The sequence below is a fragment of the Chloroflexota bacterium genome, assembly GCA_020850535.1.
In the GTDB taxonomy this organism is placed as follows: Bacteria; Chloroflexota; UBA6077; order UBA6077; family JACCZL01; genus JADZEM01.
Genome location: JADZEM010000186.1, coordinates 1 through 22,000, shown reverse-complemented (window position 1 = coordinate 22,000; position 22,000 = coordinate 1). Strand labels below are relative to the sequence as shown.

General features: G+C 67.7%; 18 protein-coding genes. 5 read left to right on the top strand and 13 right to left on the bottom strand.

Annotated elements, in window-relative coordinates; genetic code table 11:
- Positions 1-3: 3 nt before the first annotated feature.
- The 6 genes from IT306_26145 to IT306_26120 form a co-directional block, all read right to left on the bottom strand.
- Positions 4-720 (bottom strand): CYTH domain-containing protein, encoded by a 717-nt coding sequence (locus IT306_26145; GenBank protein MCC7371924.1) that lies wholly within the window; start codon positions 718-720, stop codon positions 4-6.
- Positions 721-815: 95 nt separating this feature from the next.
- On the bottom strand, positions 816-986 hold the full coding sequence (locus tag IT306_26140) for a hypothetical protein (protein ID MCC7371923.1): 171 nt from the start codon (positions 984-986) through the stop codon (positions 816-818).
- Positions 987-1,058: 72 nt separating this feature from the next.
- Complete coding sequence (locus IT306_26135; protein MCC7371922.1) at positions 1,059-2,330, bottom strand: hypothetical protein; 1,272 nt, start codon at positions 2,328-2,330, stop codon at positions 1,059-1,061.
- Entirely contained in the window at positions 2,323-3,105 is a 783-nt protein-coding gene (gene tmk / locus IT306_26130; GenBank protein MCC7371921.1) for a dTMP kinase, read from the bottom strand. Before tmk ends, IT306_26135 begins: the two co-directional genes overlap by 8 nt.
- Before the next feature lies 1 nt (position 3,106).
- Complete coding sequence (locus tag IT306_26125; GenBank protein MCC7371920.1) at positions 3,107-4,024, bottom strand: MgtC/SapB family protein; 918 nt, start codon at positions 4,022-4,024, stop codon at positions 3,107-3,109.
- A gap of 267 nt (positions 4,025-4,291) precedes the next feature.
- Complete coding sequence (locus IT306_26120; protein MCC7371919.1) at positions 4,292-5,887, bottom strand: fused MFS/spermidine synthase; 1,596 nt, start codon at positions 5,885-5,887, stop codon at positions 4,292-4,294.
- Positions 5,888-6,030: 143 nt separating this feature from the next.
- Between IT306_26120 and IT306_26115 the strand changes: the two genes are divergently transcribed.
- Positions 6,031-6,270, top strand: a complete 240-nt coding sequence (locus tag IT306_26115; GenBank protein MCC7371918.1) for a hypothetical protein — start codon at positions 6,031-6,033, stop codon at positions 6,268-6,270.
- 73 nt (positions 6,271-6,343) lie between these two features.
- The gene (locus IT306_26110; protein MCC7371917.1) at positions 6,344-7,414 is read left to right on the top strand and encodes a tartrate dehydrogenase; all 1,071 of its coding nucleotides are present in this window, start codon (positions 6,344-6,346) and stop codon (positions 7,412-7,414) included.
- A gap of 183 nt (positions 7,415-7,597) precedes the next feature.
- On the opposite strand, the gene IT306_26105 is transcribed toward IT306_26110, so the two are convergent.
- Entirely contained in the window at positions 7,598-8,176 is a 579-nt protein-coding gene (locus tag IT306_26105; protein MCC7371916.1) for a hypothetical protein, read from the bottom strand.
- 92 nt (positions 8,177-8,268) lie between these two features.
- A complete protein-coding gene (locus IT306_26100) occupies positions 8,269-9,342 on the bottom strand; it encodes a hypothetical protein (protein ID MCC7371915.1) in 1,074 nt (357 codons plus the stop codon).
- Between the two features lie 157 nt (positions 9,343-9,499).
- On the opposite strand from IT306_26100, the gene IT306_26095 reads away from it, so the two are divergent.
- From IT306_26095 to fabF, 3 genes are all read left to right on the top strand, one after another.
- The gene (locus tag IT306_26095) at positions 9,500-10,924 is read left to right on the top strand and encodes an FHA domain-containing protein (protein ID MCC7371914.1); all 1,425 of its coding nucleotides are present in this window, start codon (positions 9,500-9,502) and stop codon (positions 10,922-10,924) included.
- 22 nt (positions 10,925-10,946) lie between these two features.
- Positions 10,947-12,941, top strand: a complete 1,995-nt coding sequence (locus IT306_26090; protein MCC7371913.1) for a patatin-like phospholipase family protein — start codon at positions 10,947-10,949, stop codon at positions 12,939-12,941.
- Between the two features lie 94 nt (positions 12,942-13,035).
- Positions 13,036-14,304 carry a beta-ketoacyl-ACP synthase II gene (gene fabF / locus IT306_26085; protein ID MCC7371912.1) on the top strand — a complete coding sequence of 423 codons (1,269 nt, stop codon included), beginning with the start codon at positions 13,036-13,038 and terminating at the stop codon, positions 14,302-14,304.
- Between the two features lie 182 nt (positions 14,305-14,486).
- Here the strand turns inward: fabF and IT306_26080 are convergent, their stop codons facing one another.
- The 5 genes from IT306_26080 to IT306_26060 form a co-directional block, all read right to left on the bottom strand.
- Complete coding sequence (locus tag IT306_26080; protein ID MCC7371911.1) at positions 14,487-15,476, bottom strand: FHA domain-containing protein; 990 nt, start codon at positions 15,474-15,476, stop codon at positions 14,487-14,489.
- Between the two features lie 9 nt (positions 15,477-15,485).
- Positions 15,486-15,695 carry a hypothetical protein gene (locus tag IT306_26075; GenBank protein MCC7371910.1) on the bottom strand — a complete coding sequence of 70 codons (210 nt, stop codon included), beginning with the start codon at positions 15,693-15,695 and terminating at the stop codon, positions 15,486-15,488.
- A gap of 245 nt (positions 15,696-15,940) precedes the next feature.
- The gene (locus IT306_26070) at positions 15,941-18,820 is read right to left on the bottom strand and encodes an MMPL family transporter (GenBank protein MCC7371909.1); all 2,880 of its coding nucleotides are present in this window, start codon (positions 18,818-18,820) and stop codon (positions 15,941-15,943) included.
- Between the two features lie 52 nt (positions 18,821-18,872).
- A complete protein-coding gene (locus IT306_26065) occupies positions 18,873-21,242 on the bottom strand; it encodes a GAF domain-containing protein (GenBank protein MCC7371908.1) in 2,370 nt (789 codons plus the stop codon).
- A 159-nt stretch (positions 21,243-21,401) separates the two neighbouring features.
- Positions 21,402-22,000, bottom strand: a 599-nt coding sequence (locus IT306_26060; protein MCC7371907.1) for an ABC transporter substrate-binding protein, incomplete at its 5' end; no start/stop codon positions are given.

The window sequence follows — 22,000 nt, the reverse complement described above, 5'->3', positions numbered from 1 at the left end:
CGGCTAGAGCTGGCCCGTGGTCCGCAGCTCCCGCTCGATAGCCAGTCCACGGCTGTACTTGCCCATCGTGGACGGCTCCAGGCGATCCGGGTAGCGCTCCCGCAGCGCCTGCCCCAGGAGCCGAGGAACCTCGTCGCCGTGGTTGCCCAGCTCCTCGATCTCGATCTCCCAGTAGTCGACCAGGACCCGTCCGAAGTCGAAGCGGGTGCGGTCCAGGGCCAGCTCGGCGAGGGGCTGGTCGCCGTGGGCGTCGTCGTAGGCGTGGATGGCCGTGCGGCGAGTCGAACGGTCCTGCGTCGGATGGAGGCCAGCCGCGCGGAGCCAGTCGTCCGGCGACGTGCCGGCCCCGGCCAGCCCGTTGACCCGCGCCAGGTCCACGCCCTCGTCGTGGAAGACGGCACAGACATCCTGCCAGTTCTGCGCGCTGGCCGGCGTCTCCAGCTCGTACCGACGGAACAGGCCCTCGCTGGAGCTGGTGCCGCCCTTGACCGTGAAGACCTGCCGTCCGTCGATCTCGCGGAGGCGCAGGCTGAGCTTGCGGGCGCGCAGACCGTAGTCGGCGGTGTCCCAGTAGATATCGCGCAACTGGTGCTCCCGGGCGTCGGCCAGCCGCACGCCTCCGAGCGAGACGATGGTTGCGATCTCGTCGAGCAGCTTGTCAGGATCGTTGCCGGTCACCGTCAGCTTCAGCTCGACTTCGAGGTTGTCCTGCAGTCGCATGGGTCACCAATCTTGCCGATGGCAGGCCGGCACGGCGTCCGGAGAGGACGTCGCTGCATCGTTCAGGCCGGGGGCATCAGAGCCGGCAGCAGACATCAATCGACGGCGTGGCGCTGGATCTCCGCCCGGATCGACGTCACGGCAGCCTCGGCCTGCTCCTTGAGCTGCCGCCAGATGGCTTCACATGCGTCGCAATCAGTGGCCGCCTTCAGGTAGCGCTCGTAGCTCTCGATATCTTCGAGCTGGTCGTGTAGGACTGCGATCAAGCTGTAGTCCTGGTCTCGGCTCGGCATCCGCTCCCCCGACGTTGGCCGCCTGGAACTCTCGTGACTGGCCGCTCAGCCGACGCTGAGCGGCACAAGGTTGGCTGTGGCCGGCGGCGGCCCCTGCCGCTCCGCGATGACCTCCACTTCCAGCCCATACACCTTCTCGATCAAGTGCGCGCGGTCTCGCGTGGCATGCACCTCGGCCTTGGCCTTGGTGCGGCTCTGCATGCGGATCAGCAGCTTACCGTGCTCGGCAAGGATCGCCTCGACCCACCGGACCGTCTGCTCGTGCGAGGCGTCCATCCCGTCCACCAGCCGCGCCAGCGGCGCCAGCTTCTCGACCATCGGCCGGAGCGTCGAGGGGATGGTGGTCAACCACGCCTCAAGCTCGCTGACGTGATGGATCGTGTGGGCGGCGGCGATCACGCTGATGACGTTCAATTCGTCGCGCGTGAAGCCTGGCAGGCTGCTCTCGCGGATCAGTGCCGCCGTCCGCATGCGGCGGTCGCGCTCCTCGCCCTGTTCGCCGACGTTGTGCAGCAGGACGCCGAACTCGAACAGCTCGGCTTCTTGTGCGCCAAGCTTGTGCAACGGCTTCAACTGGTCGAACAGTTGCAGGGCCAGCGTCGCCGTCTGCATGGCGTGCGGCGGATCGTGGTAGTTCTGCATCAGCATCGAGAGGACCGCCTGATGACGCACGTTCAGGTCGCCAACGGTGATGCCGATCAGCTCTTCGATGCGCTGGACCATCTCGGCCATCGACTTCGGCTGGACCAACTCAAGCTGATGCGCCTCGGCCCAGTCCTCGTACCCCTCCAGCACCCGCTGCTGGTAGAGCTGATAGCTGAACGGCACGTCGCGAGTCAGCCCGAGATCCATCCCCGCCTCGTACAGGTCGATGGTGGACAGATCGATGCGCGAGCGCTGCACCGTCTCCTCGTCGTGGTAGAGGAAGACCAGGTCCGGGCGCGGAGCTACCGCGCACAGCACTTCCAGCCAGTCAGGGTCGAGATCGCGAGCCATGCCCTGCACCGTTCGGTAGACGTAGCGGTCGGCCAGGACGACCTTGCCGGCCTGCAGGGCCGGCAGGATCTCCCATTCGAGCCGCTCGGCCATGTCGCTGGCCGCGACCAGCACCAGGGTGCGGGGCGACAGCTCGTTGAGGGGGGCGGCGCTGCGGTAGATGCCGCCGGCCAGCGTCGCGCCCATCGGGCGGCTGACCACGATATCCTGCCCGCGTGCCTGGAGCGCGCCGCGCGCGTGAGCGAGCGCCTCGCGGCGGCCCGCACCCTCCGGACCCTCGAAAGCGATCAGGTAGCCGGGGTAGGGACGCTGGTCAGCCACCGATAACCTCCCGCCGGCGTCGGCGCTCACGGCGGGTGTCCTCACGCTCGCCGAGCATCGCGAGGTGACGCTCCAGGATCGGACGGGCCAGCTCGCGCACTTCCTCGCGCTGCGGCTCGATGGTCCGGTTCGCGTCGATCACCGTAAGCTGGTACTCGTCCACCATGTGCTGGTACTCGTTGACCACCCGGCTCTGGAAGAGCCGATAGCTCTCCTGCGGCTCCAGGCTCAGCCCGAGATCGAGGCCCGCCTCGTAGTACTTCAGACCTTCGCGGCCTGGACCGGTCAGGACGCGGTTCATGGCCACGTCGAGCGGCACGTGGAAGTAGAGCGCCAGGTCAGGCTGCAGGGCGAAGCTGTAGAGCCGGCGAATCGAGGCGCGGTCGGCGTTGCGCGCCACGTCTCGGGCGAACGCCGTGAAGACGTAGCGGTCGGCCAGCACCAGCTTGCCCTCGCGGAGGGCCGGCAGGATGATGTTTTCGTACCGGTGCGTGAAGTCCGTCACGTGCAGCAGCACAAAGCTCAGGTGGCCAAGCCAGAGCCGTCGCTTGCCGCGCCGCACGGCTTTGGCCGTCAGGCTGGAGCTGTTCCACTCTGTGAAGAGGACATCCGCTCCCTGCTCGATGAGCCAATCCTTGAGCAACTGGAGCTGCGTGCTCTTGCCCGAGCCGTCCACGCCCTCGACGACGATCAGGCTGCCCGGATAGTCGAACCGTTGCAGGGGGATCGGCGCCGTCAGCGTCGCGACACCGTTCACCTGGCCATTGGACGCCATATCACTCCTCCTCCCAGCTGACAGACTGGACGCCGTCCCGGAAGACCAGCAGCGTCAGCTCTTCGGTCGAGAGGTTGGCGTTTGCCTCGACAACCATTGTCATCTTGACCAGGCCATCCTTCTTCGCCCGCGCATCGAATTCGAGCAGCCGGTACCGAATATCTCGCTCATAGAATGTCTGACGGATCCGTTCCAGCGAGCCGCTGCCATCCTCCGTCGTGAGGGACAACGTGTAACCGCGCTGCGGGTTGTAGAGCGTTGACGGAAGACTGCTGGCGATCCGTCCGAAGACCCCTTGTATCAGCACGATCAACACCGCACCGATAAACGCCAGCTCGAACAGGCCCACGCCGACGGCGATGCCGATACCCATCGTGACGAACAGCGAGGCCAGCGCGCGCGGGTCGCGGACGGGCGTCCGGTACCGAATGATGCTGCCCGCGCCCAGCAGCCCGAAGGCGCGCACGATCTCATTGCCGATGATGATCATCATCAGCGCGCCGGTGAACGCGATGATGACGTGCGCCTGGACGATGTACTCGTCAACGTGGATGCGCTGCCGGTAGCCGACGATCGCGCCGAGCAGCGCGGCCAGCACCAGCTTCGCCAGCACGACGGGCAGGGAGTGGTCGCTCGGCGTCAGCAGCGTCTGCACGCTGCTGATGATGTTGGTGAACTCGTTGTCGGGCAGGGGGGTGGCCTGCGCGCTGGTGGTGCGGCTGGAGGGCATCGCCACCAGGACCAGCACCAGGACGGCGGCAGCGGCCATGCCGAGGGCCACCAGCCAGACGCCATAGTCTGGGTGCGAGGCCCCGAGGCCGGCCGGCTTGGCTGAGCCGTTGAGAGAAAAGCGCTCGAAGACGAGGCCGGCGTCGTCACCAGCCTCCTGCTCCGCCGCGATTCGATCCTTCTTCGCCACGGCGCCTCCGCCCCCGTCAGCGGGCCTGAACCAGCCGCGCCTCTGCTCTGGTGGGCGCTGCGGCCAGTATATCAGGCGTCTTTCCGTCCTTAGAACCGGCCGGTGTTCCTGTCGTGTGACAGTCTTCCCTGAAACGCGGCGTCTCTCCACATGGTACGTCGGGAACATCCGAACGGATGACTGCCAGACGTGTACCAGGAAGCAAGAGCGCCCGCACGTCAGAATCGACGTGCGGGCGTCCCGCCCAGGTGCCGCGCGCGGCCGGGCCTAGAAGCTGCGCTCCACGAACAGCGGGGCCACCAGGTTGTCGGCCGGAGCGTAGTCGTCGGTCAGGATGATGGTCGGCGTCTCGGCGAGCCACGTGTCCATCACGTCCTGCGGCATGATCTGCACCAGCGGCTGGCCGTTGAAACCCTGGCCGGGCTTGATAGCGCGGATGCGGTCCATGTCGATCGGCGTCGCGCTGGCCGCCACGAGGTAGGTGTTCGGCGCGGAACTGTTCCAGTTCGGCGCGTCGTTCAGGATATAGACGTAGGGGAAGACTTCCTTGACCGTCTTGGTGTAGGCCGGGATGAACAGGCCGCCCCGCAGCTTGTCGATGACCAGCGCGAGGTACAGCCCGTCGTCCTTCATCATGCTCCGCACCTTCTGCGCGAACTCCTTCGTCGTCAGGTGGTACGGGATCTGCAGGTCGTTGAACGCGTCGCCGAACACGAGATCGAACTTCTCGCCGCCCTGGTACAGATCGACGATCTGTCGGGCGTCGGCGTTGTAGGTGATGATGTTCGTGTCGCGGCGCACGCCCAGCCGCGCGAAGTTCGTCTCCGTCACGCCGGGGTCGATCTCCGACACGACGATCTTGGCGTCGGGGCGGAGCGTCTCCATCTGCCGAGGCAGGGTGTAGCCGCCGCCGCCGATGAAGAAGGCGCTGTACTTCGGGTACTTCTGCGCGACGTACTCGATCATGTCGGCGTACACCTTGATGTAGCCGTACTTGAGGTAGGTCGGATCGTTCAGCGAGTTGTAGCTGTGGATCAGGTGATCGAGCACCAGTGACACCGTCTGATGCTCGTCGTTCAAGTCTGGCCCGGTCACCTTGATGCAGAAGTAGTTGGTCTCCATGTAGCAGCCGCCGTTCAGCGCGTCCGGCCGCTCGTAGGTGATCACGCCGCGCGGATTGATCCAGTAGACCAGCCCGATGACGATCAAGGCGGTGGCGACGGTCACCTCGGCGTTCCCCTTCTTGTCCTTGCCGAAGGGGAGCAGGTTGCCGAAGACGAACGCCATGCCGATCAGGATGACGGCCACGCCGAGCACGACCGACCGCGTCCCAAACGCCGACACCAGGTAGAAGCCCGTCAGGAAGGTGCCGACGATGCTGCCGACCGTCGAGAAGGCGTAGATCTTGCCGGCGATGGAGCCGGTCTGGCGCAGGTCCGTCAGCGCCAGCTTGATGACGATCGGCGAGACCATGCCCAGAATCAGCGTCGGCGGCAGGAAGAGCACCGACGTGATCACCACGATTCGGGTGATGAGCCAGACGTCAGATGCCTGCCCGGTGGTCGGCTTCGGGATGATGTTGGTCAGGTCGTAGGCGGCCAGCGGCAGGATCAGCAGGCTGAACAGCCCGCCGCCCAGCAGGATCAGGCCGAGCGTCCTGCGCGAGCCGGCTTTGTCTGCCAGAACGCCGCCCAGGAAGTTGCCTGCCGAGATGCCAGCCAGACACACCCCGATGATGCTCGTCCAGGTGTACAACGAGACACCGATAAAGGGAGCGAGGATGCGCCCAGCGACCAGCTCCAGCACCATGGTGCAGCAGCTGGCCATAAAGACGATCAATAACGAGACCCAGAGCCCACCCATGTCGCTCCCATCCTCTCGCCTGCCCGGCGTCGCGCGTTTGCGCGCTCGGACGGGCCAGGGTCCACCTACGGCGGCGCTATTGTATCATCCGCCCCGGAACCTGCCAGAAGATTACGTTTCGTGGCGCACAGGGGATGTACGAGGTGAAACCGAGGCCGCCGGCCAGTCTCTTGCTGATGACCATCGGCAGCCTGGTACTCGTCAACGTCGTCGCGGCGCAGCTCATCCTGAAGCTGGCGTATCCGTCGGTCGGCGCGCAGTTCAACTGGGGGATCCTCCTCCTGCTGCTGAGCGCGACCATCGTGCTTGGCTGGAAGACGGTCATCCGCTGGCGTGCGTACTTGCGCCTCGCTCGGGCGTGGAAGCGTCGAGCGGGCGCCTGAGCGCGTGGTCCGCTGATCGATCTGACGCGGTTCCTCTGGCTTTCGGATTCTGACGTAGATCGGGGGGCTTCCTATGCGGACGCACAACATCGCGGTCATTCCCGGCGATGGGATCGGGCAGGACGTCATCGGCTGCGGGCTGAAGGTTCTCGAAGCGGCCGAGCAGGTCGTCGGGGATGTGCGGTTCGAGTTCGAGACGTTCCCCTGGAGCTGCGGCTACTACCTTGAACACGGGAAGATGATGCCGGACGACGGCATCAAGATCCTGGAGCCGTTCGACGCGATCTACCTGGGCGCGGTCGGTTTCCCGAAGCTGGTGCCGGACCACATCTCGCTGTGGGGCCTGCTGCTGCCGATTCGCAAGGGGTTCGACCTCTACGTCAACCAGCGGCCGATCCGCCTGCTGCCCGGCACCGAGGGCATCCTGCGTGGCAAGACCAGCGACGACATCAACTTCGTCTGCTTCCGGGAGAACACCGAGGGCGCATACGCGGGGGTCGGCGGCCGGGTCCACGTCGGCTCCGACCACGAGGTCGCGATTCAGAGCATCGTGTTCACGCGGGCGGCCGTCGAGCGGATCATGCGGGCAGGTTTCGAGTACGCCCGCGCGACCGGCCGCAAGAAGGTCACCAGCGTCACCAAGTCGAACTCGATGCAGCACAGCAACGTGTTCTGGGACGAGGTCTTCAACCTGGTGTCGGCGGACTATCCCGAGATCGCCCACGAGCAGTGCCACGTGGACGCGATGGCCGCGCGGATGGTCCGCAATCCGGAGTCACTGGATGTGCTGGTTGCCTCGAACCTGTTCGGGGACATCCTGACGGACCTCGCGGCGGCGCTCCAGGGGAGCCTCGGGCTGGCTCCGAGCGCGAACGTCAACCCGAGCAAGAAGGTGCCCGGGTTCTTCGAGCCGGTCCACGGCTCCGCGCCGGACATTCACGGCAAGGGCATCGCCAACCCGATTGCGGCGGTCTGGGCGGCGTCGATGATGCTCGAATCTCTGGGCGAGCGCGAGCTGGCTGGCCTGATCATGCGGGCCATCGAGGCGGTGACCGCCGAGGGCACGGTGCTCACGCCGGATCTCGGCGGCACGGCCACCACCTGGGACGTCACGGACGCCATCATCGCGAAGCTGAGAGCGTAGGCGAGAAGCAGCCCTCACCCCCAACCCCTCTCCCTGTGCGCGGGAGAGGGGAGGAATGAGAGAACTGCTCCTACCGCCGTCTGGTACGCCCGAATACGAGGGAACAGCCGTCACGTTGCTGGTCTCCCCTCTCCCGCGCACAGGGAGAGGGGGTGGGGGTGAGGGCCTTCTTGCTCGCCCGGGCTAGCGCTTGCCTCGGCGCGACCGCTCGGTCGCCAGCGAGGTCGGCTCGTCGCTCTCGGCAATGCTGGACGTGACGTCCGGGAACGTGCCTTCGTCCTCAGTCTCCTGGGCCGGCACCTCGATCTGCTCGTCCCAGTCAACCTCCGGGAACAGCCGCTCGACGCCCTTCGCGAAGCGGTCCGGATCGCCGAACTTCAGCTGGTAGACCGGGTTCTCCTCCAGCGGGTCATCCGGGAACTCCAGCTCGACCCAGCCCTCGTCCACGCCCTGCGCCACGAGCCGCGTCACCAGATGTCGGAAGACGTCGTAGTTCGCGTGGGCCGGCGCGATGCCGTTGTAGAGCGTCTCGCCCTGGCCGTTCGCCGTCCACAGCTTTTCGAGCAGGTAGTACGGGTTCGGCTCGTGCAGGTCCGCCCGCCACCGGCGCGGATAGAACCACTGATCCAGAAGCTGATCGAGCTGTTGGATCCGCCCAATCTTCTCGTGGCAATTCGGGCACGGAAACACAGCGCCCCATTCTGCGCTCTTGAAGCTCTCGCGGCAGCTCGGACAGGTAAATTCGATTGGGGTGCGCGCCACGGTTCCTCCCTCGTCGCTGAGCGAGTCGGTTATACACGCCTTCTCGAAGGCCGGCAAACGTTCCGCACTCACTGATTGCCCTGAATGTACGGTCAGGACGCGCCGGTAGATGACTCTCCAGACGGCAGCGCCCGCTTACCACCGCCAAACCGCTGCTTCAGCGCCTCGTTGACCGAGACGTAGCGACGGCGCGCCTCGGCCTGGAACAGACGGATCATCTCAGGTGGCGGGGCGTCGCCACGCTCGTAGTAGTAGCGGGCGGCCTGCCCCACGGTGTACGTCCCCAGGTAGGCGACGGCCGCCTTCGGCAGGGCGGCGATGGGCGCCGGCGCGAATCCGATGGCCGTGCGCGCAGCCGTCCGCCAGACGAACGCGCTGCCGATCACCGGCAGGATCTCCTTGAGCACGCCGATCCGGTCGTCCACGTCCCGTCCGTGGATGGCGGCGAGCTTGAAGACCAGCATCGCCTGGTTCTTGGTGAGCACCAGGATGTCAGCCATGCCGCCGAGGAACATGCCCAGCACCGGCACCAGGGCCGGCAGGCTCGACATCAGCGCAAACTGAGCGTTGACCTTGCTGGCCTCGCGGATCAGATCTTCAGAGATCGGGTGGCGCAGAGCCGGGAAGCGGTGGGCCAGCGCCAGCCGCAGGTGCGGCGCCGTCTGGAGCATCCGCCCGAGCAGCTGGCCACGGGTGGCTTCGGCATTCCGGGCGTCGACGACAGCCGTCAGCTCAGGCGGATGGGTTGGGAACTGATTCCGGAGGGCCGGCCCGCCCTGAGACGGCGTCGGCAGCTGGTCGGCGTGCGTCAACACGATGAAGAACGGGCTGCCGCGCGTGCCCAGCTGGGCCGCGATCCGGCGCTCAGGCGACCAGTCCGGCTCCGTGGCGTCCACCACCAGGAATGCCAGGCTCAAGCGTCCGGAGGCCGTGACGGCGGCGCTGTCGACGTCGTTGAAGGAGATGTCCCGCCCGGTCAGTTCGGCAGTGTCGACGCCCAGCAGCGCTCGCGAGAGAGTGTGCCGCCCACTGCCGGCGCGGCCGAAGAACCCGATGGTGACCGGCTGCTCGTAGTCGGCCCGAAGCTCCGCCGGATTGATCTCGCGGAGGGCGTCCCAGAAATAGCGCCCCAGCCCGAACAGTTGCGAACCACGTTGAAGGAACATGCCCATGGCGTCACGGAGTGTACCACTGCGAACAGAGTTTCCCAGGAAAGGCCCCGAATCAGGGTGACGCGGCTACAATGAGACCGTCGTGCGCCGCAGCCAACGTGGGTGGCGCGACGCGCCCCCTTGAGACTGTCGGGCTGGAGGCGATAGTTCCATGACGTGCCCCTCGTGCGGCGCAGCCAATCACGCAGACTTTTCTTTCTGCCTGCAGTGCGGCCACCCGCTCGCGCAGTCCGGGCAGACCGTGGACATCGGCGGCGAGACGCGCGCCGACATGCAGCCGATTGGCGGCGGCCTTCCGATGGAGGCCGGCACGATGGCGATGTCGGTGCCGGAGTTCGACAGCCCCGCGAGCAGTACGCCGCTGGGCGGCAGCCCCTCCTCGGGGGGCGCGACGGTCCAGCTACGCGTCGAGCAGGGCTCGGTGGACGAGGCGCTCATCAGCCTCGACCGGCCGATCACCATCATCGGGCGGCGGCAGGGCAGCGACATCGTGATCCACGACACGAACGTCTCGCGGATGCACGCGCAGATCCGCCGTGACGGCTCGCGTCTGACCATCGAGGACGCCGGCAGCTCCAACGGCACCATCGTCAACGACGAGCGGATCGAGCAGCCGCGCGACCTCAAGGACGGCGACGTCATCCGCATCGGGGACGCCGTCTTCATCCTCGAGGCGCAGCCGACCACGGGCGGGTACCAGACCGATCTGCCGCCCGAAGGCTCGACGATGGCCATCGACCTCGACTCGCCGATGACGAGCCTGGGTGGTGCGCCCGACTTCAACCCGCCAGCGCTGATGTCGTCGCCGCTGTCGACCCCATCGACGCCGCCTGCCCCGGCGACGCCTCCGCAGCCTGCCCCGGCACCGGCCCCGGCCTCGACGTACACGCCGCCGCCCGTGCTGGCCGCCGCGAATCAGACATCGCTGTCCGAGGGGGTGCTCGACGAGGAGGATCTCTCCCCGCCGAGCCTGCTGACGGAGGCAGCGCACTCGGCACCCGCTCCGTACGCCTCACCTGCCCCATACGTCGCGCCGTCGCCCATGCCGGCGCCGGTCCCTGCCCCGACTCCTGCGTCGGCCCCGCAGCCGGTTGCCCCGGTGGCGAGTGCACCGGCAGTCGTGCCCGAGGCGACGCCGCAGCCGTCCTCCCCATCTGGCTCGACCGCCGCGACGCTGGCCTCGTTGCGCCGCGAGCTGTCCGAGGTCGGGCAGGATCTGACCGGCTTCTCCAGCACGCTGACGGCGCTGGCGGATCGTGTCGAGCGGCTGGAGCTTGGCCTCGACACGGCCACCTCTGACCTCGCGGCCGTCGCGGACGCGATCAAGGGACCAGACGCCGCCGTCCTCACCGAGCTGCAGGGCATCCTGGCCGACATCGACCGGGCGGCCGAGGGGCCGAAGCTGTCCGACGCCCTGGTAGTGCTGGAACAGCTTGCGGCCCAGCCACGTGACATCGAGCTGCTGCTCAGGCTCTCGCAGCAGGCCGGAGCCATCGAAGGGGCGTTGCGGATTCACGGTCGCCTCGTGGCGGCAGCGCCGCGCCTCCAGGCGACGCTCGCGCGGCTCACGAGCTAGTCGCGCGAGCGTCAGCCTGCAGATGTCAACTGAAGCGCCTGGGTCGAACGCCGCCGACGGGAGCGGTCACCTGCTGGGGAGCAGCCGGCTGTTTCGTGGCATCCCGCGTGAGACCGTGGATCAGATCGTCGGGCCGTTTCAGCGGCACGGCGTTCGGCCGGACACCGTCATCGTGCGGGAGGGCGAGGCCGGCGACTCGCTGTTCATCATCGAGACCGGGCTGGTAGAGGTCTTCCTTCAGAGCGCGACCGGCGAGACGACCGTGCTGGCGCGGCTGGGGGCCGGCGAGACGTTTGGCGAGATGTCCGTCCTGACCGGCGAGCCGCGCTCGGCCAACGTGCGGGCCATCGCCCCGACCGTCGTGCGGCTGGCGAACCGCGAGGCGTTCCTGCAGGCGGCGGCGACCACGCCCCTGTTGCTGTTCAACCTCAGCCGCATCCTGGTGGACCGCCTTCAGCGGACCACCCACTCACGGGCCGCGCGGCCAGGCGCGCAGGTCATCGCGATCATCGGGCGGATGCCGCCGCTGATCGGCAGCCTCGTCGCCACGAACGTCGCCGCCGCGCTCTCCCACACGACCCGCAAGCGCGTGCTGCTGATCGACCGGCCGCCGGAGCAGGCCAGCTCGCTGCCGGGCCGCGAGCGCAGCCCCGCGTTGTCAGACATCTGGACCCATGGTGCTGAACGGCTACGGGTGCCGGCGCTCCAGTTCGGGACCGCCCGCTTCATGGCGCTGAACCTGCCGCCAGACGCCGGGCTGTTGCGGGCGATCCAGCCACTGGCCCTGTCGGAGGCGCTGGGCTGGTTCCGTCAGAACGCGGCCTACACGGTGCTCAACCTCGTGGGCGAGGACCGGCGCGACGTGCTGTCGATCATGGCGCAGCTGGATCGCATCTACCTGCTGGCGACGACGGCTCAGCTTGGCACCACCTATGCGGACGAGCTGGTCTCGGCGTTCTCGGCGCTGCGACGTGACGTGCGCGAGCAGTCGTTCCCGGTCCTGCTCTCGGACGAAGGGTTGTCGCTCGCGGCGGTGCGCGCCCGCTCCGTCGAGCGGCTCGGTGTGCCGGCCCGGGTGATCCTGCCCGGGCCAGCCCAGATCCTCCGTGAGGCGGCCCGGCAACTGCCGCCGCTGGCGATCAACGCCCGCCATCTCTCGTTCAGCCGCGCGATGCACTGGATGGCGCGCGATATCGCCGGGCTGAAGGTCGGGTTGGCGCTCGGGTCGGGCGGCGCTCGCGGGTTCGCGCACGTCGGCGCGCTGCGCTTCCTGGAGGAGCACGACATCCCGAACGACTACCTGGCCGGCTGCAGCATGGGCTCGGTGATCGGCGCGCCGCGCGCCCTGGGCATGGACGTGGTGCAGGGCCAGGAGACGATGCGCATGCTGCACCAGAAGTTCACGAACCTGCTCCAGCCGCGCTGGGGCATGGGCATGATGCAGGCGTTGTTCAAGCCCGAGGCCGTCGAATCGACCTACCGTGAGCTGGTGGGAGACGCGACCTTCGAGGAGCTGCCGGTGCCGTTCGCGGTGGTGGCGGCCGACCTGGAGACCGCCCGCCCCATCGTGTTCACGCAGGGACCGCTCGCGGACGCCTTGCGCGCCAGCAGCTCGATCCCTGGCGTCTGGCCGCCGAAGGAGATCGGCAAGATGCGGCTGGTGGACGGCGCCGTGCTGAACCCCGTGCCGACGCAGGCTGTGCGCGATCTCGGGGCCGACATCGTCATCGCCGTGGATCTCTCAAATCGAGACGCGGGCGGTGCGGCTGAGGTTCAAAAGCAGTCGAACCTGCTCCAGAATCTGATGCGCTGCATTGATATCATGACGGCGGATCGTGCGGTGCGCGATTGCCTCCTGGCGGACGTGGTGATTCGGCCGAAGTTCGAGATCACCGGGTGGAAGGCCTTCGAGCACGCCGATGCCTACGCCGAGGCCGGCTACGTTGCCGCGCGCGAAATGTTCAGTTCGTTACAGAAGTTGCTTCCCTGGCTAGACCGGAGCCCCGGCCACGACTAAGCTGACAGTAGGCCAGCTCGTCGGTTCGACCACCGTCTCGGCTCTGCTCCTGGTGTTTCCGACGTAGGGCGCTGGTATACACGGAGGGAACAAGGTGGGACGACGTCGCGTCGTGGTGACAGGCCTGGGGATGCTGTCGCCAGTCGGTGCATCCGTGGAGGAGACCTGGTCGAATCTCGTCTCCGGGGTGTCCGGCGCGCAGGCATTTCCGGACGAGATGGACTTTACGGACTTTCCGTTCTCGACCGCGGAGTATCCGACGCACATTGCTGCGCCGGTCAAGAGCTTCGACCCAACGGCGTTTATGCCGCAAAAGCAGGCGCGCCGAATGGCCCGCTTCAGCCAGTTCGCCGTGGCGGCGGCGCAGATGGCTGTCAAAGACGCCGAGCTGGCCATCACGCCTGAGAACCACGACCGTGTGGGCGTGCTGCTCTCGAACAGCGCCGGCTCGATTGCCGTCAGCGAGAAGAACTACGCCGTGCTGCGCGAGCGCGGCTGGCAGCGCACCCATCCGCTGTTCATGGCGATGGTGCTGCCGAACATGGTCAGCTCCAACGTGAGCATTGCTGTTGGGGCGCGCGGCTACAACTCGACGGTGGCCACCGCCTGCGCTGGCGGCACGACGGCCATTGGCGAGGCGACGGAGGTGATTCGACGCGGGGCGGCAGACGTGATGCTGGCCGGCGGCGCCGATGCCCCGATCTGCGAGATGACGCTGATCGGCATGAGCATGATCGGCGCGCTCTCGACCCGTAACGAGGAGCCGACGCGGGCCAGCCGTCCGTTCGACGCGGACCGCGACGGCTTTGTGGCGGCTGAGGGCGGCGCGGTGCTGGTGCTGGAGGAGTACGAGCACGCACGGCGGCGCGGCGCGCGCGTCTACGGCGAGGTCACGGGGTACGGCGCGACGACGGACGCCTTTCACTTGACCGGCCCCGACCCGACCGGCGAGGCCTCGTCGAATGCGATGCGGCTGGCCATCGAGGACGCCGGCATCCACGCCGAGGAGATCGACCACGTCAACGCGCATGCGACCTCGACGCCGCTCGGGGATCGACTGGAGACGGTGGCGCTGCGCCGGGTGCTGGGCTGCCGGGCCGAGCGCGTGCCGGTGACGGCGAACAAGTCGATGACGGGCCACATGTTCGCCGCGAGCGGGGCGCTGGAGGCGATCGTCTCGCTGCTCACGATCCAGCGCAGCCTGATCCCGCCGACCATCAACTACGAGACGCCCGACGCCGAGTGCGACCTTGACTACACGCCGAACGAGGCGCGAGAGCGGCCGGTGCGGACCGTGCTCTCGAACAGCTTCGGGTTCGGGGGGCAGAACGCCTGCCTGGTGCTGTCCGGGCCGCCGGACTGAACCAGCGGATCGACGACGTGGACTGAATCGTGCCGGCAGCGACCGCACCCCCAGGGCGATTGCCTGTTCGTCGATGGTCCCATGACGTCATGACGCGAGCTGTTGGGGGATGAGGGCCTTTACCGCGGCCCCGACGACGCTGCACAACGATGGCGGTTTCACCACGGGTGCGGCCTGGCCGGTCACAGGGCGCGGTGGACGCCCAGCGCCTCGGCAAGGCGGATCGCCTCCTCGACAGACTGCCTCGCGAGCCGCGTCCAGGCGCCCAACTCGGCGGCCTCGGCTCCCAGACGGTACAGGGCGCGGATGTCCGTCTGGTTGCCCAGCCGTTCGCTGAGCAGGACCGCCAGCCGCGCCAGCTCGGTGTCGCCGCCGAGCCGCTCGTGCTCGGCGACCAGCTGGGTGACCGCGTCGCTCTCGACAGATGCGCCAGCAGGCGCAAGGCCTGACGCGAGCACTCGTGACTGGAGGCGTTGCCCGGCCGCTCCAAGGCGCACAGCGACCGCCACCAACTGCTCGCGAGGGGAGCGCTGCGGGGCCGGCTCGGCGGATGCTGCGAGTGGCCGCGGCGCTGTGGGCGGCTGCTGGGCGGTCAACGGCTGCGCCGGTGGCTGCTGGGATGTTGGCGGCTGGTCTGCTGACGGCCGGTCTTTCGGCTGCTGGACCGTCGACGGCAGCGCGTTCGCGTTCGCGTGCGCTGCCAGTGGCCGGGGCTGAGGCGGCGCCACATTCTCGTGCGTTCTGCGCGACGGCTCGATTTCCTGGGGCATGACGACGCCCGGCGTCTCTTGGTAGTCCTCAGGGTCCAGGTCGTCAGAGACCGGGGCCGGGGCGCCCGGCATCCGACGGTCTCGCGACCAGGAGTCGTCGGGATGCGCGGTCTGGGGCGGCAGATCGACCTGAAACACAACTGTCCCCAGCACGATCAGGTCGCCGTCTGAGAGCTTGCGCCGCTCGACCGTCATACGGTCGTTGACGATGGCCGGATTGGCAGCCTGCAAGCTCTCGATGACGTAGGCGTCGCCGAGCCGCAGGATCTGAGCATGGTGCCGCGAGACCTGCGCGTCGTAGACCAGCACATCACAATCGGGCGCGCGCCCGATCAGCGTCCGCCGCTGAAGGATCTCAAAGGTCGGCCGGGCAGTCGGACCCTCCAGAACAACCAGTCTCACGGCGAGCGCTCAGGCCGCCCAGAGCACCGTGAACAGGTACCAGAGTCCGCCGACGGCGAGCGCGACCCAGAACAGCATGAACGCCCAGAGGACTGGGCCTCGGAGCAGGGGCTTCTCCTCGGCCTCTGGGGCCACCTGACCGCCGTAATCGTGGCCGCACTCTTCGCAGTACCGCGTATCCTCGGCCCGTGGCACGCCGCAGGCCGGGCAGACGGTCACGGTCGGTGCGCCGGGGCTGGCGGCCGCGGCCGGGGGTGGAGGCGGTGGCGCAGCACCCGACGGCGGCGGCGGAGGGGTCGCCCCACCGGTTGGCGGGGGCGGCGTGCCTGATGCCGACGCTGGCGGCGGAGGAGTGGAGCGCGGGGGTTGCTGTGGCTCCACGGAAGTCGCTCCTTCTCGATGGCGTGTGCCGAACCATCGGTTCGGCGGTCTGGTCGTTGAGTGGCGCGGGGTGAGGGCGATGCTCAGTACCGGATGCGGGCGTTACGAATCTGGATCTCAGGCGGATCCTGGCCGGGCATCGGGCGCACGTCCAGCCCGTCCACGGCGATCACCGGCACGTTCGGCAGGTTCGGGTCCTTCTCCACCTGACAGTCACGCAGGTTGAGCCAGGCGCGATGCTCGGTCCGTCCGATCCGCAGCACGATGGGGATACGGTACAGACCCATGCCGGCCTGCGGCATCATCGCCTGCCCGCCCGAGGCCTGTCGGCCCCAGTCCTGGCGCGGTGCACCGAGCATGTCGCCCATCACGGTCTCGCCCGAGCCGTAGGCGGCCATGCCCGCGCCAACGCCGGCCGGCATCTGCTGTGGATAGTCACGCGGGGCGCTCAGCACCCGGCCGCAGCGTCCGCAGAAGCGCGCCCGTGCTGGCAGCACCGCGCCGCAGCGACCGCAGAACCGGGCCTGTCCGGGCATCGGGCGGGCGCCGTGCGCGCCGTCCTCTTCGAGATCGTCGCTGGGCGGCTCGGAGATGGTCGGGATCCAGTCGAGCGCCTTCGGCATCCACCAGTTCAGGTGGCCCATCAGCTTCATCGAGACCGGCACCATGATGACGCGGATGATGGTCGAGTCTAGCAGCACGGCCATCGACAGGCCGATACCCAACTCCTTCACCACCAACACGTGCCCGAGCGAGAACGCCCCGAACACCACGATCATGATCAGGCCGGCGGCGGTGATGATGCCGGCCGTCCGCTCCAGCCCCTCGGCCACGCTGTGCTCGTTGATCTCGTCCAGCTTGTGGTTGTACTCCGCGTCGTGGACGGCGTTCGGGCCGAACTGCTCGTCGAGCTTGTGCTTCTGGTGCTCGTAGATCTCCTTCACCCGGCTGAGCAGGAAGACCTCATAGTCCGTCGAGAGGCCGAAGAGGATCGAGAACAAGATCACCGGCGGGAACATCGTCAGGCGGCCGAGGTGATCGAAGCCGAGGATCTTGTCGAGGATGCCCCACTCGAAGACCATCACCAGGAAGCCGTAGCTCGCCGTGATGCCGATCAGGTTCATCAAGATGGCCTTGAGCGGCAGGATCAGCGAGTGGAAGAAGAGCAGCAGCACGAAGTACGTGACCAGCAGCACCAGCCCCACGAGCTTCGGGAACTGCCCGAACAGCTCGTCGCGGTAGTCGAGGGTCAGCGCCGACTGCCCGGTGACCAGCACCTCGGCCCCGCGCAGCTCGCGGATGCCCGGCACGACAGTGGCGCGGATGTCCTTCACGAGATCCGTCGTCTCCGGCGCGACCTCCGCGAAGTTCGAGATCACGACGACGTGATACATGTCGCGGGTGCGGTCGATGTTGACGTACTGCGCGATCAGCGCCCGCTGACGCGGGTCCGTGCCGATCAACTGCTCGGGCGTGACGGCCTTGAACTCGTCAAGCGACATGCCTGGGCGCAGATTCGCGATCGACTCGACGCGCGCCACGCGGGTCTTGTCGTCGGTCAGCTCCTGCGTCAGCTTGAACACGCCTTCGCGGTTGGCCGTCTCAAACGCCGCATCCTGCTTGTTCAGCTTGACGATGATCGAGATCGGGGCGACCTCGCCCACGGGGAACGACCGGGAGAGAATCTCGAAGCCCTTCCGCGACTCGGCCTCCTCGCCGACGCCCTGCGGCCCACCCGCGCCGATGGCGTTCATGTCGCGGGCCGGCCAGGACATCGCTGCCAGCAGCCCGACCGACAGGAACAGGAACGGCCAGGGATACCGCATGACCAGCAGGCTCCAGCTGTGCCAGACGCCCGTGCCGGACGACCGCTTCTGCCCCGGCTTGCGGCCGGGGATCAGGTTGAAGGCGTTGACCTGCCGTCCGAAAAGGCACATCAGGGCCGGCAGCAGCGTGACCGCGCCAAGCACCGCGAGTCCAGCCACCAGCAGCATGCCCAGCGCGATGGACCGCACCAGCACCAGGTCGTAGAGCAGCATGACCGACAGGCCGGCCATGACCGTCAGACCCGAGAAGACGATGGACGTCCCGGCCGTCTCGACGGTCTTGACCGTCGCCATGTGCGGCGTGCGGCCCTTCGCCAGCTCCTCGCGGTAGCGGCTGACCATCAGCAGCGAGAAGTCGATGCCGAGACCGAGACCGATCATCGACGCCGTGTTCATCGCGAAGATGGAGGTCTCCATCCGCTGTGCCACGAGGTAGAGAATCCCGAGCGCCGTGACCACTGCCGCCGCGCCAAGCATCACCGGCAGCCCCGATGCGACCACGGTGCCGAAGACGAGCAGCAGCAGGAAGAGCGTCAGCGGCAGGCTCGACAGCTCGGCATGGTGGAGATCCTCGGCGCTGCCCTGCGAGATGTCGTAGGACACGGCCGGGAAGCCGATAATGTAGGCCTCGTCGATGTCATTCGAGAGGTCGCGGTGCAGCTCCTCGCGGATCTTCGGGACCAGGGCCTTCGCTTCCTCCTCATCGCCCTTGAGGTTGATGACGGCGTAGGTGGTGTGCTCGTCCTCGCTGACCAGCCGCTTCAGGCCGGAGACGTAGAACGTCACGATGCGGTCGACGCCCTCGACGTCCTGAATCCGCTTGACGGCCTGGTCTACTCCCTCGCGGTACTGCGGGTCCGTGACCTTGAACTTCGAGCTGGTGAAGATCGCGGCGGCGGTGCGCGTCGGGCGGCGGTCGAACTCGTCAGCCAGGACCGCCTCGCCTCGGTTCGACTCGCTGCCGGGGACGTTGATGCCGCCGGAGACCAGCTCGCCCTTGACCTGCCGCGCGCCCAGCACCGAGACGCCGACGAAGATGATCCAGACGGCCAGCACCAGCCATCGGAACCGCGCGACAAACTCCCCGAGGTGGGAAAAGAACCCTGGTGTGTGGGGCGGCTGTGGCTGGTGTCTCACGCAACGATCTCCCGCGTCGGTGCTGTCGCACGCCGTGCGCGTCCTGCGTCTTTCAGGGTCGCAAAGCGGTGACTTTATACATGGTCACTGGGGCGAGCCGTCCCTTGACGAAGATCGAGCCAAGCTCTTCCGATTCTACGTGCTGCTCCACCAGCCGGAACGTCTCCTCGGTGACCAGCACTTCGCCCGCGCGCGCCTCATTCTGGAGCCGGGCCGCGACATTGACGACGTCGCCGATGACGGTGTAGCTCAAGAGCTGGGGTGCGCCGATGGTGCCAACAACCCCCTGGCCCGTGTTTATACCGATCCCGAAGCTGGCGCGCTGTCCGCTCCGTGACACTGTCTCGGCAAAACGCCGCTGCATCGCCATCGCTGCCCGAACTGCGAAGAGTGCGTGCTGTTCGAGCTGCATCGGTGCGCCAAACAGCGCCATGATTGCGTCGCCAATGAACTTGTCAACCGTCCCCTGGTGCTCAAAGACGATGTCGGTGGCCGCCGTCAGGTAGCTGTTGAGGACTTCTACCACTTGTTCGGGCGCCAGCCGCTCCGACATCCCGGTGAACCCGCGAATGTCGGCGAACATCACGGTCAGCTCGCGGCGATCCCCGCCGATCCTGAGCTGGTCCGGACCCTGCCGCATCAGCTCCTGGAAGACGCCGCGCGGCATGAACCGCCCGAAGATCTGCTCCATCTGCGAACGCTCGGCGGCGGCCTTGCGGCGTTCTCGCTCCAGCCGCTCGCGCTCGGTATGATCCTCCAGCACCAGAACGTAGCCGACGGTCTGGCCGGCCTCATCTCGCAGGGGCGAGAGGTGGTGCTTGAAATGGACGTATCCGCGCCCGTCGATGACGCCGGCCATCTCGAAGCCCTGAACCGTTGCGCCCGGCTCGTTGCCGTCTCCAATGAACGGCGGCCCCAGCAGGTTCAGGAAGTGCGGCGGCAGGAAGGCGTCGAGCCGCTTGCCGACCATCTGATCGGACGTGGTCAGGAACAGCTCGGCGGCGGCCGGGTTGGCGCTGGTCAGCGTGCCGTCGCGGTCAACGGCGATGATGCCGCTGCTCACGCTGCGGAGGATGCGCTCCTGCGTCGTCTTCATCGCCGTGATCTCGCGGACCTGCGCCTCAAGCCGCTGGTGCAGCCGCGCATTCTCGATGGCCGCCGCCGCGACGTTCGCGAACGCCGTGACGAGATCCAGGTCAGACGGTGTGAACAGCTCGGCCCCGAGGCTGTTGTCGATGTACACCACGCCGATCACCTCGCCGCGCACGACGAGCGGCGTGCAGATGACCGAGCGCAACGCCTGTACTACGACGCTCTCGAACGCCTTGAAGCGCGGGTCGGCGACCGCGTCCCCGAGCAGGAGCGGCTTGCCGTCTCGGAAGACGGACCCGACGATATTCCGCGAGATCGTCGCGTCCTCCGCGACGCCCTGGGCATCGAGGTTGCGCCCGACCTCGAACGCGAGCTGCCCGGTGTCGTGGTTCCTGAGCATGATGCAGGCGCGCTCGGCCCCGGTCATCTCGACCAGGCTGTTCAGCACCGATTCGAGCGTCTCGGCCACGTCGAGGCTGGCGTTGATCCGCTGGCCGATCTCCTGGAGCGCGGCCAGCCTGCTGGTGCTCAGGTCGCGTAGGGACGGGCGGGGCGGGATCACCCGCGTCGGCTGGTGAACCTCTTCCACCTCCAGCACACCGATCGTGATGTTGTCAGCACCGCCCCGTTGATTCGCCAGCTCGACGAGGCGGGTGCAGGCCTGCTGCGGCGCGGACTCCTGGACGATCTGCGCGAGCTCGTCGTCCGAGATGTGGCGGGTGATGCCGTCCGAGCAGATCACCAGCCGGTCGCCAGCCTCCAGCGGCTCGCGGAACAGGTCCGGGTGGACGGACGCCCGAAAGCCGAGGCAGCGGGTCAGGGTGTTGCGGCCCGGGTGCCGCGCGACATCCTCCGGGCGCAGACGGCCGGCGCGGACCTGTTCGGCGGCGACGGTGTGATCGCGGGTGATCTGACGAACGGCCGCGTCACGCAGCAGGTACGCGCGACAGTCGCCGGCGGAGACCACCCAGGCGACGTCCTCCTTGACGACGAGGCCGAGGAGCGTCGCGGCGTGCAGGCGTGCCGGATCGGACGAGTCCTGCGCGCGCGCCCACAGGATCCGGTTGGCCGTCTCGGCGGCGGTCAGGAGCTGCTGGCCGGGATCGGTGACCTCCGGCCCCCAGCCGGCGCCGAGCGTCGCCTCGACGGTGAGGCGGGCGGCGTCGCGGCCGGTGCCGAACTGGCTCAGCCCGTCCGCGATGACCCAGATCGATGGCTGACGCGGGTCATCGTCGAACTCGTCCGGCGTGAGAGAGCCGCACCAGTCCTCGTTGACCGCCCGCTGACGGCCGAGGTCGGTCATGAGCGCGCCGGTGACCTGGAGCGGCATTGGGGAATGGGCCTCCGCGGCCGGCGAGGACGTGGAGACGCGCCTCACGTCGAGGCGACGTGCATGGCAGGCCCCGCATCCCGCCCGATGCGTGGGCAGTGTAACGAAAAGGGCCGCGCGTGACGAGTCACGCGCGGCCCGCATCGGCGACGAGAGGCCTCAGCTCTTGAAGTAGAACTGGGCCGGTCGGGACGTGCCCGGGGTCTTGCCGTCCGGGCTGTTGAACTGGCGGGCAGGGATGTTGCCCATGGTGTTCTTGATCAGCCGGACGCCCGACACGGCGGCGGCCAGCCCGACCACGCCCGACATGAAGACCTCGTCCACGACGGTGGCCCAGATCTCCTTGCCCAGCTTGACCTGCTCGGCCTCCGGCACGCCGAACGCCTTCTTCCACTTGTCCATCACTTCCTTGATCTTGCCGGGCGGCTCCTTGCCCTGCGCGCCGTTGGACTGGAACCACGTCGCGTAGAGCGCACCGCCGCCGCCCGTCTGATCGAACGGGAAGACGTGGCCGGGGAAGGTGTAGAGGTGCTCCGAGCCGTCGTTCTGCCAGGCGTAGATCTGGTTCTCGTTGGCAGCGTTGCGCTTCTGACCGAAGCTCCGCTCCAGCTCCTTGACCTGGAGCTCGATGCCGATCTTCTTGAGCTGCCCGGCCAGCATCTCGCCGATGCGGGTGAACTGGATGAACTGGCCGCCCCAGGTGTCGAGCACCAGGCTCAGGCGGCCCTTGCCGTCGGTTCGGAGGCGGAAGCCCTCGC

What these genes read in the sequence shown, in the direction of transcription:
- IT306_26145 (MCC7371924.1), bottom strand. Translation starts at nt 720, where the DNA reads ATGCGACTGCAGGACAACCTCGAAGTCGAGCTGAAGCTGACGGTGACC.
- tmk (MCC7371921.1), bottom strand. Translation starts at nt 3,105, where the DNA reads ATGGCGTCCAATGGCCAGGTGAACGGTGTCGCGACGCTGACGGCGCCG.
- IT306_26120 (MCC7371919.1), bottom strand. Translation starts at nt 5,887, where the DNA reads ATGGGTGGGCTCTGGGTCTCGTTATTGATCGTCTTTATGGCCAGCTGC.
- IT306_26110 (MCC7371917.1), top strand. Translation starts at nt 6,344, where the DNA reads ATGCGGACGCACAACATCGCGGTCATTCCCGGCGATGGGATCGGGCAG.
- IT306_26100 (MCC7371915.1), bottom strand. Translation starts at nt 9,342, where the DNA reads ATGTTCCTTCAACGTGGTTCGCAACTGTTCGGGCTGGGGCGCTATTTC.
- IT306_26095 (MCC7371914.1), top strand. Translation starts at nt 9,500, where the DNA reads ATGACGTGCCCCTCGTGCGGCGCAGCCAATCACGCAGACTTTTCTTTC.
- IT306_26090 (MCC7371913.1), top strand. Translation starts at nt 10,947, where the DNA reads ATGTCAACTGAAGCGCCTGGGTCGAACGCCGCCGACGGGAGCGGTCAC.
- IT306_26065 (MCC7371908.1), bottom strand. Translation starts at nt 21,242, where the DNA reads ATGCCGCTCCAGGTCACCGGCGCGCTCATGACCGACCTCGGCCGTCAG.